Here is a 14,410-nt window from a genome sequence, read left to right as displayed (position 1 = left end):
GCTCCTTTTTTCACTCAGGTCGACGATCGGTCGTCAGTGCGCCAGTACGCTCGAGGCATCGTCTTCGGTCCGGGCAGGCGCAGCCTTCGGCAGCGGCTCGTCCCACTCGATCGCCTCCGGCATCCGGATCAGCGCGCGTTGCAGAACCTGGTCCATCCGCGCCACGGGCACGATCTCGAGCCCGTTCTTCACGCTGTCGGGAATCTCGGCGAGATCCTTGGCGTTTTCCTCGGGGATCAGCACGATCTTGATCCCGCCGCGCAGCGCGGCCAGCAGCTTCTCCTTGAGGCCGCCGATCGGCAGCACCCTCCCCCGCAACGTCACCTCGCCGGTCATGGCGATGTCGCGACGCACCGGGATGCCGGTGATGACGGAAACGATCGCCGTCGCCATGGCAATGCCTGCCGAGGGCCCGTCCTTCGGGGTCGCCCCCTCCGGCACGTGGACGTGGATGTCCCGGCGCTCGAACAGCGGCGGCTCGACGCCGAAATCGAGGGCCCGCGAGCGGACATAGGACGCCGCCGCCGAGATCGACTCCTTCATCACGTCGCGCAGGTTGCCGGTGACCGTCATCTTGCCCTTGCCGGGCATCATGACGCCTTCGATCGTGAGCAGTTCGCCCCCGACCTCGGTCCAGGCCAAGCCAGTCACCACGCCGACCTGATCGTCCGCCTCGACCTCGCCGTAACGGAACTTCGCCGGCCCGAGGAAGGTGTCGAGGTTGTCGGCCGAGACCGTCACGCTCTTCACCCCGGACATCAGGATCTCCTTCACCGCCTTGCGGATCAGGTTGGAGATCTCGCGCTCCAGGTTCCGCACGCCCGCCTCGCGGGTGTAGCGGCGGATCAGGAGCATCAGGCCGTCATCGGTGATCGACCATTCCTTCGCATCGAGGCCGTGCTTCTTCAGGGCGCCCGGCATCAGGTGCTTGCGCGCGATCTCGACCTTCTCCTCCTCGGTGTAGCCGGCGATGCGGATCACCTCCATCCGGTCCAGGAGGGCCGGCGGGATGTTGAGGGTGTTGGCCGTCGTCACGAACATCACGCTCGACAGGTCGTAATCGACCTCAAGGTAGTGGTCGTTGAAGGTCGCGTTCTGTTCCGGATCCAGCACCTCAAGGAGCGCCGCGGACGGGTCGCCGCGGAAATCCATGCCCATCTTGTCGATCTCGTCGAGAAGGATGAGCGGGTTCGAGGTCTTGGCCTTGCGCATCGATTGCACGATCTTGCCGGGCATCGAGCCGATATAGGTCCGGCGGTGACCGCGGATCTCGGCCTCGTCGCGCACGCCACCGAGCGACATGCGGACGAACTCGCGCCCCGTGGCCTTGGCGATCGACTTGCCGAGCGAGGTCTTGCCGACGCCGGGGGGGCCGACGAGGCACAGGATCGGGCCGGCGAGCCGGTTGGCGCGCTGCTGCACCGCCAGGTACTCGACGATCCGCTCCTTGACCTTGTCGAGGCCGAAATGGTCGGAATCGAGCATCGCTTGGGCGCCGGGCAGGTCCTTCTTGATCTTCGAGCGCTTGCCCCACGGGATGCCGAGCATCCAATCGAGGTAGTTGCGCACGACCGTCGCCTCGGCGGACATCGGCGACATCTGGCGCAGCTTCTTCAGCTCGGCCAGAGCCTTGTCCCGCGCCTCCTTGGAGAGCTTGGTCTTCTCGATCTTGTCTTCGAGCTCGGCCAGTTCGTCGCGGCCGTCCTCGTCACCGAGCTCCTTCTGAATGGCCTTCATCTGCTCATTCAGGTAGTACTCGCGCTGGGTCTTCTCCATCTGCCGCTTGACGCGGGTGCGGATGCGCTTCTCGACCTGCAGCACCGAGATCTCGCTCTCCATGAGCGAGAGCACGCGCTCCAGCCTTTGGGCGACGGTCGGGATCTCGAGGATCGCCTGCTTGTCGGAGATCTTGACGGCGAGGTGCGAGGCGACGGTGTCGGCGAGCTTCGAGGGCTCGTCGATCTGGATCACCGCCGAGACCACCTCGGGCGAGATCTTCTTGTTCAGCTTGACGTAGTTCTCGAACTCCGAGATCACCGACCGGGCGAGCGCCTCGGCTTCGATCTTGTCGCCGAGATCGTTCGGCAGCACCTCGGCCTCGGCGGCGTAGTACTCGTCGGAGCGGACGAAGTCCTGGATCTTGGCGCGGCCGCCCCCCTCTACCAGCACCTTCACGGTGCCGTCGGGGAGCTTGAGCAGCTGCAGCACGCTGGCGAGCGTGCCGATGGTGTAGATCGCGTCGGTCGCCGGGTCGTCGTCGGTGGCGTTGACCTGGGTGGCGAGGAGGATGTGCCGGTCGGTGCGGACCGCCTCCTCGAGGGCCCGGATCGACTTCTCCCGCCCGACGAAGAGCGGCACGATCATGTGCGGGAAGACCACGATGTCGCGCAGCGGCAGGACCGCGTAGGTCCCGCTCGTGCCGGGGATGACGGGCTGGCGCGATTTCGGCTGGGTCATTGACTGACTTCCTTGTGTGGTGACGCCCAGATCCCTCCCCTCACAGGGGACAAGCAGGAGGAACGATGGGGGCCGACCGGGCCGCGGGGGTCGGAACGAGGAGAGCGGCCGGGTCGCGGCACCGCACCTCGTTTCGGTGAGCATGCGGCCGCCGCGTTGAGTCTCAGGTGGCTCCTCGGGGTGCCGCTTTCAAGCACCATGCCACCCGGCCGCAGGCGGGTACCTCTCACGCAAGAGGCCGCCGTTTTCGCGGCGGCCTCTCGTCGTCGGCGTCAGGCGCTGGCGCTCGCCGGCGTCTCCTTGCCGCGGTCGCCGTGGATGTAGAGCGGCCGCGACTTGCCGTCGACGACCTCCGGCCCGATCACCACCTGCTCGACCGAATCGAGGCCGGGCAGGTCGTACATCGTCTCGAGCAGGATGCTCTCCAGGATCGAGCGCAGGCCGCGGGCGCCGGTCTTGCGCTCGATCGCCTTGCGGGCGACGAGGCTCAGCGCCTCCTCCTGGAACGTCAGGTCGACGTTCTCCATCTCGAACAGGCGCTGGTACTGCTTGACCAGCGCGTTCTTCGGCTCCTGCAGGATCCGCTTCAGGGCGGTCTCGTCGAGGTCCTCGAGGGTCGCCAGCACGGGCAGGCGGCCGACGAATTCCGGGATCAGGCCGAACTTCAGCAGGTCCTCGGGCTCGACGTTGCGGAAGATCTCGCCGGTGCGGCGGTCGTCCGGAGCCTGGACGGTGGCGCCGAAGCCGATCGAGGTGCCCTTGCCACGGGCCGAGATGATCCGCTCCAGCCCCGCGAAGGCGCCGCCGCAGATGAACAGGATGTTGGTCGTGTCGACCTGGAGGAATTCCTGCTGCGGGTGCTTGCGGCCACCCTGCGGCGGAACGCTGGCGACCGTGCCCTCCATGATCTTCAGGAGGGCCTGCTGGACGCCCTCGCCCGACACGTCGCGGGTGATCGACGGGTTGTCCGACTTGCGGGAGATCTTGTCGATCTCGTCGATGTAGACGATGCCGCGCTGCGCCCGCTCGACGTTGTAGTCGGAGGCCTGGAGCAGCTTGAGGATGATGTTCTCGACGTCCTCGCCGACGTAGCCGGCCTCGGTCAGCGTCGTCGCGTCGGCCATCGTGAACGGCACGTCGAGGATGCGGGCCAGGGTCTGGGCCAACAGGGTCTTGCCCGACCCGGTCGGGCCGATCAGCAGGATGTTGGACTTCGCCAGCTCGACGTCGTTGTGCTTGGTCGCGTGCGCCAGGCGCTTGTAGTGGTTGTGCACAGCCACCGACAGGACCTTCTTGGCAAAGTCCTGACCGATGACGTAGTCATCCAGGACCCGCCGAATCTCCTTCGGGGTCGGTACGCCGTCCCGCGACTTCACCAGCGAGGACTTCGATTCCTCGCGAATGATGTCCATGCACAGCTCGACGCACTCATCGCAGATGAAGACGGTCGGGCCCGCGATCAGCTTGCGAACCTCGTGCTGGCTCTTGCCGCAGAACGAGCAGTACAGCGTGCTCTTCGAGTCGTTGCCGCCAGCCTTGCTCATATGGGTCTCCAAGTCCCCGACCGGCCCCGCCCCGGGGACGCGACCGCATCGCTTTTAGATAGTGGCGCCCGGCTAAAGAAACAGTCACCGCCTCCCGCGCCGCCGGGCGCCCGGTGCAGAATCGCGATGCAAACACGCAGCCACCGCCGGATCAATCCCACCGATGCGACAGGCTCCCGCCAAATGGCCGCATCGGTGGGCCCGACGTCGAGGGCGGCCCCGTCCTTTTGGGGCAGGCCCCGCCGTGCCGAGGATTCCCTCGGTCACGGTGGAGCCTGCCGCCGCGAGGGATCGTTACGCCTGGGCCGGCGCCTCGGCGCGCTTCTGGAGCACCTCGTCGATGAGGCCCCACTCCTTGGCGGCGTCGGCGGTCATGAAGTTGTCGCGCTCCAGGCCCTGCTCGATGGCCTCGTACTCCCGGCCGGTATGCTTCACGTAGATCTCGTTGAGGCGCCGCTTCAGGGCCTCGATCTCGCGGGCATGGATCAGGATGTCGGTGGCCTGGCCCTGGAAGCCGCCGGAGGGCTGGTGGACCATGATCCGGGCGTTCGGCAGGGCGAAGCGGTGGCCGGCCTCGCCGGCGGCCAGCAGCAGCGAGCCCATCGAGGCGGCCTGGCCGACGCAGAGCGTGGCGACCGGGCAACGGATGAACTGCATCGTGTCGTAGATCGACAGGCCGGAGGTGACCACGCCGCCCGGCGAATTGATGTAGAAGGAGATTTCCTTCTTCGGGTTCTCCGCCTCGAGGAACAGCAGCTGCGCCACGATCAGCGACGCGGAATAGTCCTCGACCGGACCGGTCAGGAAGATGATGCGCTCGCGCAGCAGGCGCGAATAGATGTCGAAGGCGCGCTCGCCGCGGCTCGACTGCTCGACCACCATCGGGACGAGCGCGCTATTGTAATAATCGACCGGATCTCTCATCTCACTGGCCCTCTGAACGGAACCCGGCCGCCTGCGGGCGGCCGGGGTAGCGGCGGAAACGTACGACCTCGCAGGCCCCCGTCCGCCGCCCGTTCGAGGGGGCCGACCGGGATCAGGCCGGGTTGGACTCACCCGCGGGAGCGGCCTCGGCCGAATCACCCTTGGCCTTGGCGGCCTCGGCCTCCTCGGCGTCGTCCTCGTCGGCGAACAGCGCCTCCTTGGAGACGGGCTCCTCGACCAGTTTCACCTGGCCGAGGACGTGGTCAACCACCTTCTCCTCGAACAGCGGGGCGCGCAGCTCGGCGAGCGCCTGCGGGGTCTTGCGGTAGAAATCCCAGACCTGCTGCTCCTGGCCGGGGAACTGACGGACGCGAGCGATCAGGGCCTGATTCACCTCGTCGTCCGAGACCTTGATATCGGCGCTCTCGCCGGCCTGCGCAAGCACCAGGCCGAGGCGCACGCGACGCTCGGCGATCCGGCGGTACTCCTCGCGGGCCTTCTCCTCCGTGGTGTCCTCGTCCTCGAAGGTCTTGCCGCGGTTCTTGAGGTCCTGCTCGACCTGGGCCCACACCGCCGCGAATTCCTGGTGGACCAGGCTCGGGGGCAGCTCGAACGAGTAGCGGGTGTCGAGGGCGTCGAGGAGGCCCTTCTTCAGCTTCTGGCGCGAGGCCGCCTCGTACTCGCGGCCCATGGTGGTCCGCACGGCGTCCTTGAGGGCGTCGAGGGAGTCCATGCCGAAGTTCTTGGCGAGCTCGTCGTCGATCTTGAGCTCACCCGGGGCCTGGACCGCCTTCACGACGACGTCGAACTCGGCTTCCTTGCCGGCGAGGTGCTCGGCGCCGTAGCTCTCCGGGAAGGTGACCTTGACCAGGCGCTCGTCGCCGACCTTGGCGCCGACCAGCTGGTCCTCGAAGCCCGGGATGAAGGTGTTCGAGCCGAGGTCGAGGTTGATGTCCTCGCCGGTGCCGCCCTCGAACGGGGTGCCGTCGATGCGGCCGGTAAAGTTGATGGTGAGGCGGTCGCCCGACTGGGCGGCCTCGCCCTCGGCACGGTTCTCGAACGGGCGGTTGGCGGAGGCCATCCGCTCGATGGTCTCGCCGACCTCCTCGTCCGAGGGGGTGACGACCTGCTTGGTCAGGCTCACGTCCGAGAGGTCGACGAGGTCGAAACTCGGCATCACCTCGAGGGCGATCGTGAAGGCGAGATCGGCCTTGGCGTCGAGCGCCTTCTCGATCTGGTCCTTGTCCTCGGGCATCTGGATCTGAGGCTCGAGGGCGAGCTTCAGCTTGTTGTCCTCGACGATCTTCTGGTTGGCCTCGTTGACGGCGTTCTGCACGACGTCGGCCATCACGGAGCGGCCGTAGACCTTGCGCAGGTGGGCGACCGGCACCTTGCCCGGGCGGAAGCCCTTGATCTGCACCTTGCCCTTGATCCCGTCGAGCTCGGTCGCGAGCCGGGTCTCCAGCTCGGCGGCCGGCACGACCACCTGGAATTCGCGCTTGAGCCCCTCGGACTTGGTCTCGGTCACCTGCATCGTCGTCATTCCGCCTTGCGCTCTCGAATCCGGCCTGACTGCGGACCCGGACGGCGCTGGCTTGCACCGTGCGACGGGACCCTCAGGACAAGGAGCCGGCCCTGCTGCTTGAACCCAATCCGTCGTGTCGCCTGGCGGAGGTGGTGCGGGCGGAGGGGCTCGAACCCCCACGACTCTCGTCACTGGAACCTAAATCCAGCGCGTCTACCAATTCCGCCACGCCCGCGACGCTCGCGCCCGGCGCTGTACGCACCCGGGCGCGGCTCTATAGCATGGTGGATCGGTCACGCAGCAAGAATTTTAGGCCCGGCCTCGCCCCGCGCCGCCGCCCCGGCTACAAGGCGGCTCGCCGCGACCGGGGCCGTCTCGCCCGCGGGCGGCTCCCCTCATCGCCGCAAGCGAGGTGCCATGCCGTCGTCCCTGCCGCCCTCGCGCCGCGCGCTGCTTGCCGGCGCAGCCTTGTCCTTCGCGCCCGCTCTCGTCCGGGCGCAGGGCGGCACCCCCCAGGCCGGTCCTGCCGCCGCGTCGGGCACGGGCGCCGAGCCGCGGATCCTCGCGGCGCAGGCGGCTCGCGCCCGGCTCAAGCCGGAGCCCGCGCCCGAGACGCCGGTCTGGGCCTTCGACGGCCGCGCCGCGCCCCCGGTGATCCGGGTCAAGCTCGGCGAGGCGGTGCGCCTGCGCCTCGAGAACAAGACCGAGAAGCCGCTGTCGCTGCACTGGCATGGGGTGCGCAACCGCAACGCCATGGACGGGGTCGGCGGGGTGACGCAGGCTCCGGTCGCCCCGGGCGCGAACTTCCTCTACGAGTTCACCCCGCCGGATGCCGGGACCTTCCTGATCCGGCCGCTCGTGGTCGGCGGAGCCAGCGAGCCCTCGGGCCGGGGGCTCGCCGGCATGCTGGTGGTCGAGGAGAAGACGCCGCCGGTCGTCGACCGCGACGTACCGCTCCTCTTGCAGGACTGGCGGCTGGAGGCCGACGGCACCCTCGCGCCGTTCGGCCAGACCGCCTTCGCGGCGAGCTCCGGCCGCCTCGGCAACGCCCTGACGATCAACGGCCGGCCGACGCCGGAGACGATCGAGGCGGCCCCGGGGACGCGCCTGCGCCTGCGGCTCGCCAATGCCTGCAACGCCCGGGCGACCCGGATCCGCTTCGACGGGCTCAAGGCCTGGGTGGCGGCGGTGGACGGCCAGCCGACCGACACGTTCGAGCCCCTGCGCGCCACCCTGCCCTTCCCGCCCGGCACCCGCTACGACATCCTGCTCGACGTGCCGGGCATTGCGGAGCCCGCCGGTGCCGTGGTGGCGCTGATCGGCGCCGGGATGCCGCTCGCCCGCATCGTCGCGAAGGGCGAGCCGGTGGCGGCGCGCCCGGCCGTCGCGCCGATCGGCGAGAACAAGCTGCTGCCGCCGGAGATCAAGCTCCAGAACGCTGTCCGGCGCGACATCGCGATCGCCGGCGGGGCGGCCCTCGACAAGGGCAAGCCCGAGGCCGCTCCGGTCTTCACCGGCGACCCGACGCGGATCTGGACGCTCAACGGCGCCGCCGGCCGGGCGGAGAACCCGCCACTGTTCACGGTCAAGCGCAACACCGCGGTGGTGCTGGCGCTCACCAACACCACGGCTTTCCCGCAATCGCTGCACCTGCACGGCCACGTCTTCCGGCTGCTCCACCCGCTCGACGACGGGTGGGAGCCCTACTGGCTCGACACGTTCCAGCTGCTGGAGGGCCGCACCGCCCGAATCGCCTTCCTGGCCGACAATCCGGGGAAGTGGCTCGTCAGCGCGACGGCGCTCGAGCGGTTCGATACCGGCCTGTGGGGCTGGTTCGAGGTGACCTGACCCCTGCGTCCGGCCGTCGCACGACCGTTCGCGCCAAGCGTCCGGCCCGCATCCAAGTCCTTGATGCGGGCCGATATGCCGGTTTTTGCTTGAGACTTGGCAGTATTCCGATCGAGAAAACGTGTTAACGCCGGTGAATGCATCGGCGGAATGCTGGGAGCATGCTTGGTCGCAGCAGTGCGCACCGGCCTGCAGCGCATCGACGAGGTGCCCAGCATGGAACATCAGCCGCTTCGCCACATCCGTGACATCGCCGATATCGAGACGGTCCCGCCCCTTCTCGAAGACCCCCTTTTTGGAGAACCCCTCCTCGAAGGGCGCCGGGCCCGTCTCGAGCGCTTCGCCGAGATCCTCGACCGCGAACCGGAGCGCAGCTTCCTCACCCTGGAGGAGATCGAGTTCGTCCCCCGGGGAATGCGGGCGGGCATCCGGGCCGACAATTCGCCGCTCGCCCTCGCCGCGGCCGATCCGGTCCTGCGGGCGAACGGGCTGGCCGACGACACGTTCGGGGAGGCGCGCCGCTTCTTCGGCCTGAGCACCGGCGAGGCCCACCACCTGCTCTGCTCCTGCGTGAACGGGCGCACCGTCAAGGCTGGCCCGACCGCCAAGCGCCTGCGCCGCCTCGCCGCCCGCCGTCCGGGCCTGTGGCTCGCCTATGCCTGCGCCGCCGGCCTCGTCGCCCTGCCGGGAACGTTGCTCCTGCTCGGTTGACCGGAGCCCCGAACAGAAAAAGGCCGCCCTCGCGGGCGGCCTTTTTCAAGCCGCGCGGAGGCGGCCCAAACCGGCAAGATCAAGAATTACTTGATCTTGGTCTCCTTGAACTCGACGTGCTTGCGCGCGATCGGGTCGTACTTCTTGAACGACAGCTTGTCGGTCTTGGTACGGGAGTTCTTCTTGGTGACGTAGAAATAGCCGGTATCGGCGGTCGAGAGCAGCTTGATCTTGATGGTGACGGCCTTGGCCATGGCGCGACCTCTTGTGTGTGATGGGTGTTGCGCCCGGAGGACCGAAACGCAAAACGGCCGGGCAGGCCCGGCCAGAACGCGGCGTCTTCCTGCCCCATCGCCCCCCGGGCGTCAAGCCCGGGCGACGGTCGGCCGCGCCCGGTGGCGTCAGGGCGCGGCGCGGATCATCCGCCCGCCCACCACCGCCAGGTAGGCCACGAAGAGCAGTGCCAGCGCCCAGGCGAAGCCGTGCGGTGAGGCGAGGTCCATGCCGCCGCCGACGAGCGGCGGGCCGAGCACCAGCCCGATGTTGTAGAGGACCAGGAAGGCCGCGTTGGCGCCCGCGAGCGCCGCGCCGTCGAAGCGGGCGCCGAGATGGGCGAGGCCGACGGTGTAGAGCGTGCCGGCGATACCGCCCCAGGCGAACAGGATGACGGCGAGCAGCCGCCCGTCGCCGGCGCCGAGCGGGAGCGCGGCGGCGCCGAGCGCCCCGAAGAACGCCGCGGCGAGCAGGAGCCGGCGCTTGTCCACCTTGTCGGCCAGCAGCCCGACCGGGATCTGGAACAGCACGTTGCCGAGCGCCGCGACGCTGACGAGCCCGGCCGCCTGCTCCGCCGTGAGGCCGAGGCGCAGGCCGTAGATCGGCAGGATGGCGAAGCCCCCCGTCTCGACCGCGCCGTAGATCAGGGCGGCGAGCGTCGCCGAGGGCGCAACCCGCAGGTAGCCCAGGAATCCGCGCCCGCCCTTGTGCGGGATCTCCGGCGACAGGTCACGGGCAAGGAAGAGGGGCAGCGTTCCGGCGCAGAACAGGGCCGCCCCCGCCAGGTACGGCGCCCAGCCGGCGGTGCCGAGGAAGCGCAGCAGGGCCGGGCCGATGGCGAAGCCGAGCGCCAGCACGGTCGCGTAGACCCCCATCACCAGCCCGCGCCGGGTCGGGGGCGCCGCCTGGTTGATCCAGAACTCGGAGAGCACGAACAGCACGCCGAGCGCGGCCGAGAACACGAAGCGGAGCGGGAACCACCAGGCGAAGTCGCGCACCGCCCGGAAGCCGAGGAGCGCCACGGCCGCGACCGCGATGGCGCCGAGCAGGAGCGGCATCACCCCGACCCGCGCCGCCACCCGCGGCACGAAGGGCAGGACGACGATGCTCGCCACCCCGGCGATCGCCGTGTTGACGCCGATCCAGGTGTTGGAGAGGCCCATCCGCTCCATCTCCAGGGACAGGAGCGGGATCGACAGGCTGAGCCCGATGCCGACCACCGCCACGCAGGCGATGGCCGCCGCGATGGCCGCGAGGCGCGCGGGGCCGAATTCGGAATCGGGACTGAGGCTGGTCATGACGCGGATTGCCGGCAGGGCGGGTCCGTATGGACCAGCCGCCTCCCGAAGGCCACCCGGCGGAAGGTTCCGCTTACAGTTCCTCGCGGGTGTGCTCGCCGTCCACGTCGCGGAAGAACGGCACCGGCAGCATCGGCGAGAAGCCCGCCTCGAGCCTCGCCTCCAGCTCGTCGAGGACGATGCCGGTGATGCGCGGCAGGTCGAGCCGGCGCGCCTCGGTCAGGTCGACCCAGGCGAGTTCGGTGAGCTCGGAATCGGGGCCGACGATGCCGGGGGTCTCGGCCACCACCGCCTCGCGGTCGACGGCGAAGAACCGGGTGTCGAAGCGCTTCGGGCGCGCGGGCGGGGTGATCGCCCGGGCGACGAACTGCAGCAATTCGAGGTCGGGCATCACGCCGGCCTCCCGGAAGGCGGACCAGGCGCCGGGCGGCGCCGTCTCGGGCGGGCCGTAATCGAGGGATCCAATCATTAGCCCGGTCTCCTCGTAGGTCTCGCGGATCGCCGCCAGCGCCAGGACCCGGCCGAGATGGAACAGCGGCGGGTGGACCTGCTCGGCGAGCGCGGCTTCCGCGCGGTCGTTGAGGGTGCCGGCGACCGGCATCGACCGGTCGCCGAGCTCGATCCGGCCGCCGGGGAACACGAACAGGCCGGGCATGAACTTGTGGCCGGCATGGCGCCGGCCCATCAGCACCTTCGGCCGGTCGCCCGACCGGTCGAGGATGATCAGCGTCGCGGCGTTGCGGATCCGCAGCGGGCGTTTCTTGCGCTCAGGCGCGGCCGGAGCCGATGTGTCGTCCGTCGGTCCCGCCGCCATCGCGCGTCTCCGTCTCGTTCCTGGCCGGCCCGTCCACCGGACGGGCCCCGGCGCGGCGTATCGCGGAAAAGCCGTGCATGCCAAGGGCGTATTGCAGCCCGACCACCGCCCCCTTGGTCGGCTGCAGCAGGAGCAGCGAGGCGACGAGGGCGACCGTCGGCCAGAGCGTCATCTGGAACCAGAGCGGCACGTCGTAGCGCATCTCGGTCTCGAGGACCGCCCAGCCCACGAGATGCCCGACGACGAAGATCACCAGGTAGGGCGGCAGGTCGTCGGCCCGGTGGTGGTGCAGCTCCATCCCGCAGACCTCGCAGCTCTGCCGCACCTTGAGGAAGCGGTGGAACAGCCGCCCCTCGCCGCAATGCGGGCAGCGGTTGCGAAAGCCGCGCCACATCGCGAGCGCCCAGGATGGCGGTTCCGAGGATTGCGCCACCGCGGGCGGGCGTCCGGTGCCGACGGGCTCGGCGGCGGGGCCGGCCTGGATCTCGATCATGCGCGTCTCCCGCGGCGCTTGGTCAGGCTCTCGCGGCGGTCCGGCGCCGGCCGGCCCTTGCGCGGGCCGCCGCGGGCCGGGGCCGGGCTTCCGGCGCGGCCACCGCTGCCGGCGATCTCGAAGCGCAGGGCACCGGCGACCGGGGCGGCCTCCATCAGCTGCACCTCGACCTTGTCGCCGAGGCGGAAGGTCTGGCGGGTGCGCTCGCCGACGAGGGCGTGGCGGCCCTCCTCGTGGCGAAAATACTCCGCGCCCAGCGTCGAGATCGGCACGAAGCCGTCGGCGCCGGTCTCGTCGAGCTTGATGAAGAGCCCCGAGCGGGTCACGCCCGAGACCTGCCCCGCGAAGGTCGCCCCGACCCGATCGGCGAGGTGGTGAGCGATCAGGCGGTCGATGGTCTCGCGCTCCGCCGCCATGGCGCGGCGCTCGGCGGCCGAGATCTGCTGGCCGATCTCGGCGAGGTCCCCGGTCTCCAGGCCCGACGGCAGGCCGTCGTCGCCGAGCCGCAGGGCCCGGATCAGGGCGCGGTGGACGACGAGATCGGCGTAACGCCGGATCGGCGAGGTGAAGTGGGCGTAGCGGCGGAGCGCCAGGCCGAAATGCCCGGCATTCTCGGCGGCGTAGACGGCCTGGGCCTGGGAGCGCAGAACCACCTCGTTGAGGAAGAGCTGGTGCTCGCTGCCCTCGACCATGCCGAGGATGCGGTTGAACAGGGCCGGGCGAAGATTCGCCTCCTTCGGCAGCTTGAGGCCGATCGAGGCCATCACCTCGCCGAGCGCCCGCATCTTCTCGAGCGAGGGCTCCTCGTGGACGCGGTAGATCAGGGCCTGGCGCGCCGATTCCAGAACCTCGGCCGCCGCGACGTTGGCCTGGATCATGAACTCCTCGATCAGGCGGTGCGCCGCGAGGCGCTCCGGCACGATCACCCGGTCGACCCCGCCCTCGGCATTGAGGATCACCTTGCGCTCGGGCAGGTCGAGCGCCAGGGGCCCGCGGGCGTCGCGGGCAACCGCCAGCGCGTCGTAGGCGGCCCAGAGCGGGCGCAGCACCCCGTCGAGGATCGGAGCCGTCACCTCGTCCGTCCGGCCGTCGATCGCGGCCTGCGCCTGGGCGTAGGCGAGCTTGGCGCGCGAGCGCATCATGACCCGGTGGACGCTGTGGCGAAGTTTTCGCCCCTCCGCCGTGATGATCATCCGCACGGCCAGCGCCGGACGGTCCTGGCCGGGCCGCAGGGAGCAGAGGTCGTTCGAGATCCGCTCGGGCAGCATCGGCACCACCCGGTCGGGGAAGTAGACCGAGTTGCCGCGGATCAGCGCCTCGCGGTCGAGGGCGGAGCCGGGCCGGACATAGGCCGCGACGTCCGCGATGGCGACCGTGACCACGAACCCGCCCGGATTGGCCGGATCGGGATCGGGGACCGCCATCACGGCATCGTCGTGGTCCTTGGCGTCCGGCGGGTCGATGGTGACGAGGGGCAGCTCCCGCCAATCCTCGCGGCCCTCCAGCCCGACCTCGCGGGCGGCCTCCGCCTCCGCCAAGACCTCGCGCGGGAAGACGTGCGGGATGCCGTGGGCGTGGATGGCGATCAGGCTCACGGCCTTCTCGGAGCCGAGGCTGCCGAGGCGCTCCTTCACGCGGCCTTGCGTCAGCCCGAAGCGGTCCTCGCGGCCGAGCGCGACGGTGACGAGGTCGCCGTCGAGCGCCTCGCCCTCGGCGCCCGGCGGCACCGCGATCTCGCGCCCCTGCGCCTTCTTGTCGACGGGCACGATGCGCCCGCCGCCGGCCGGGAGGGCGCGGAACACGCCGAGCGTCTCGGCCTTGTTGCGGCCGATCACCTTGATGACCCGGCCGAGGTAGCGCCCGGGCGTGTCACCGTCCGGCTCGACCTTGAGGAGCGCCCGGTCGCCGGTGCCCGGGGCCGGCCCGTCGGCGCGGCGCCCGCGGGGCATCAAGACGGTGATGAGCGGCGCGGGCCCGGCCTCCGGGTCCCATTGCGCGGGGCGCGCCACCAGTTCGCCGTCGCGGTCGCGCCGGCTGTCGATATCGGCGACGACGACCGGGGGCAGGCGCCCGGCCTTGCGCAGGCCGGCGCGGTCCTTCTCGATCGCGCCCTCCTCCTGCATCTCCTTGAGCAGGCGCTTCAGCTCGATCTTGTCGGAGCCCTTGATGCCGAAGGCATGGGCGATCTCGCGCTTGCCGACCTTCTGGGGCGAGCCCTCGATGAAGGCGAGGACCGCCTCCCGGGTCGGTACGGGGCCCTGCGCCGGCTTCGGCGCGCGCGCAGCCTTGCCGGGCTTGCTCGTCGGGGACGCGTCCGCCTGGGGATGCCCCTCGGGGTGAAGTCTCTTGGCCAACAACTCGATCCAGGCGGCGTGACGCGCTCAGGTGCCCGGCGGGCGAGCCGCGGCCGCTCCCGCGAAATATGGGCTGAGTGCGGCTGCGGGGCAACGGCACGGGGAGACGCCGTCGGGACTGTCCCCCCGTCGGATCACCGCGACCGCGGGGACGGGAATGGCGGGATGC

The 14,410-nt window shown here is 70.1% G+C and carries 11 protein-coding genes and 1 tRNA gene; 2 read left to right on the top strand and 10 right to left on the bottom strand.

What is annotated here, in order from left to right; translation table 11 throughout:
• Positions 1-33: 33 nt before the first annotated feature.
• From lon to miv_RS04795, 5 genes are all read right to left on the bottom strand, one after another.
• Positions 34-2,457, bottom strand: a complete 2,424-nt coding sequence (gene lon / locus miv_RS04815; RefSeq protein ID WP_207181679.1) for an endopeptidase La — start codon at positions 2,455-2,457, stop codon at positions 34-36.
• A gap of 272 nt (positions 2,458-2,729) precedes the next feature.
• Positions 2,730-4,001, bottom strand: coding sequence for an ATP-dependent Clp protease ATP-binding subunit ClpX (gene clpX, locus miv_RS04810; RefSeq protein WP_048427129.1), 1,272 nt, complete (start codon positions 3,999-4,001; stop codon positions 2,730-2,732).
• Positions 4,002-4,295: 294 nt separating this feature from the next.
• Positions 4,296-4,925 (bottom strand): ATP-dependent Clp protease proteolytic subunit, encoded by a 630-nt coding sequence (locus miv_RS04805; protein WP_048427128.1) that lies wholly within the window; start codon positions 4,923-4,925, stop codon positions 4,296-4,298.
• A 112-nt stretch (positions 4,926-5,037) separates the two neighbouring features.
• Entirely contained in the window at positions 5,038-6,459 is a 1,422-nt protein-coding gene (tig, locus tag miv_RS04800) for a trigger factor (protein ID WP_207183402.1), read from the bottom strand.
• A 141-nt stretch (positions 6,460-6,600) separates the two neighbouring features.
• Positions 6,601-6,685 (bottom strand) — tRNA-Leu (locus tag miv_RS04795).
• Positions 6,686-6,867: 182 nt separating this feature from the next.
• Here miv_RS04795 and miv_RS04790 point away from each other — a divergent pair.
• Together miv_RS04790 and miv_RS04785 are read left to right on the top strand one after the other, a co-directional pair.
• Complete coding sequence (locus miv_RS04790) at positions 6,868-8,298, top strand: multicopper oxidase family protein (RefSeq protein ID WP_207181677.1); 1,431 nt, start codon at positions 6,868-6,870, stop codon at positions 8,296-8,298.
• A 165-nt stretch (positions 8,299-8,463) separates the two neighbouring features.
• A complete protein-coding gene (locus tag miv_RS04785) occupies positions 8,464-9,009 on the top strand; it encodes a hypothetical protein (protein ID WP_244748872.1) in 546 nt (181 codons plus the stop codon).
• Between the two features lie 86 nt (positions 9,010-9,095).
• Here miv_RS04785 and rpmG read toward each other — a convergent pair whose 3' ends face one another.
• The 5 genes from rpmG to rnr all read right to left on the bottom strand — a co-directional run bounded on the left by rpmG (position 9,096) and on the right by rnr (position 14,109).
• A complete protein-coding gene (gene rpmG, locus miv_RS04780; RefSeq protein ID WP_048427126.1) occupies positions 9,096-9,263 on the bottom strand; it encodes a 50S ribosomal protein L33 in 168 nt (55 codons plus the stop codon).
• A 147-nt stretch (positions 9,264-9,410) separates the two neighbouring features.
• Complete coding sequence (locus miv_RS04775; protein ID WP_207181676.1) at positions 9,411-10,580, bottom strand: MFS transporter; 1,170 nt, start codon at positions 10,578-10,580, stop codon at positions 9,411-9,413.
• A gap of 73 nt (positions 10,581-10,653) precedes the next feature.
• Entirely contained in the window at positions 10,654-11,394 is a 741-nt protein-coding gene (locus tag miv_RS04770; protein ID WP_058618830.1) for an NUDIX hydrolase, read from the bottom strand.
• Positions 11,348-11,788, bottom strand: a complete 441-nt coding sequence (locus miv_RS04765; protein ID WP_207183400.1) for a DUF983 domain-containing protein — start codon at positions 11,786-11,788, stop codon at positions 11,348-11,350. Before miv_RS04765 ends, miv_RS04770 begins: the two co-directional genes overlap by 47 nt.
• A gap of 95 nt (positions 11,789-11,883) precedes the next feature.
• Positions 11,884-14,109: a ribonuclease R gene (gene rnr / locus miv_RS04760; protein WP_244749028.1), complete on the bottom strand. Its 2,226-nt coding sequence runs from the start codon at positions 14,107-14,109 to the stop codon at positions 11,884-11,886.
• Positions 14,110-14,410: the final 301 nt, after the last annotated feature.

The sequence above is a fragment of the Methylobacterium indicum genome (genome assembly GCF_017347565.1).
GTDB lineage: Bacteria > Pseudomonadota > Alphaproteobacteria > Rhizobiales > Beijerinckiaceae > Methylobacterium > Methylobacterium indicum.
Note: the sequence above shows the minus strand (reverse complement) of the source record. Positions and strands in the feature narration are given on the sequence as shown.

What these genes read in the sequence shown, in the direction of transcription:
- lon (WP_207181679.1), bottom strand. Translation starts at nt 2,457, where the DNA reads ATGACCCAGCCGAAATCGCGCCAGCCCGTCATCCCCGGCACGAGCGGG.
- clpX (WP_048427129.1), bottom strand. Translation starts at nt 4,001, where the DNA reads ATGAGCAAGGCTGGCGGCAACGACTCGAAGAGCACGCTGTACTGCTCG.
- miv_RS04805 (WP_048427128.1), bottom strand. Translation starts at nt 4,925, where the DNA reads ATGAGAGATCCGGTCGATTATTACAATAGCGCGCTCGTCCCGATGGTG.
- tig (WP_207183402.1), bottom strand. Translation starts at nt 6,459, where the DNA reads ATGCAGGTGACCGAGACCAAGTCCGAGGGGCTCAAGCGCGAATTCCAG.
- miv_RS04790 (WP_207181677.1), top strand. Translation starts at nt 6,868, where the DNA reads ATGCCGTCGTCCCTGCCGCCCTCGCGCCGCGCGCTGCTTGCCGGCGCA.
- rpmG (WP_048427126.1), bottom strand. Translation starts at nt 9,263, where the DNA reads ATGGCCAAGGCCGTCACCATCAAGATCAAGCTGCTCTCGACCGCCGAT.
- miv_RS04775 (WP_207181676.1), bottom strand. Translation starts at nt 10,580, where the DNA reads ATGACCAGCCTCAGTCCCGATTCCGAATTCGGCCCCGCGCGCCTCGCG.
- miv_RS04770 (WP_058618830.1), bottom strand. Translation starts at nt 11,394, where the DNA reads ATGGCGGCGGGACCGACGGACGACACATCGGCTCCGGCCGCGCCTGAG.
- miv_RS04765 (WP_207183400.1), bottom strand. Translation starts at nt 11,788, where the DNA reads ATGTGGCGCGGCTTTCGCAACCGCTGCCCGCATTGCGGCGAGGGGCGG.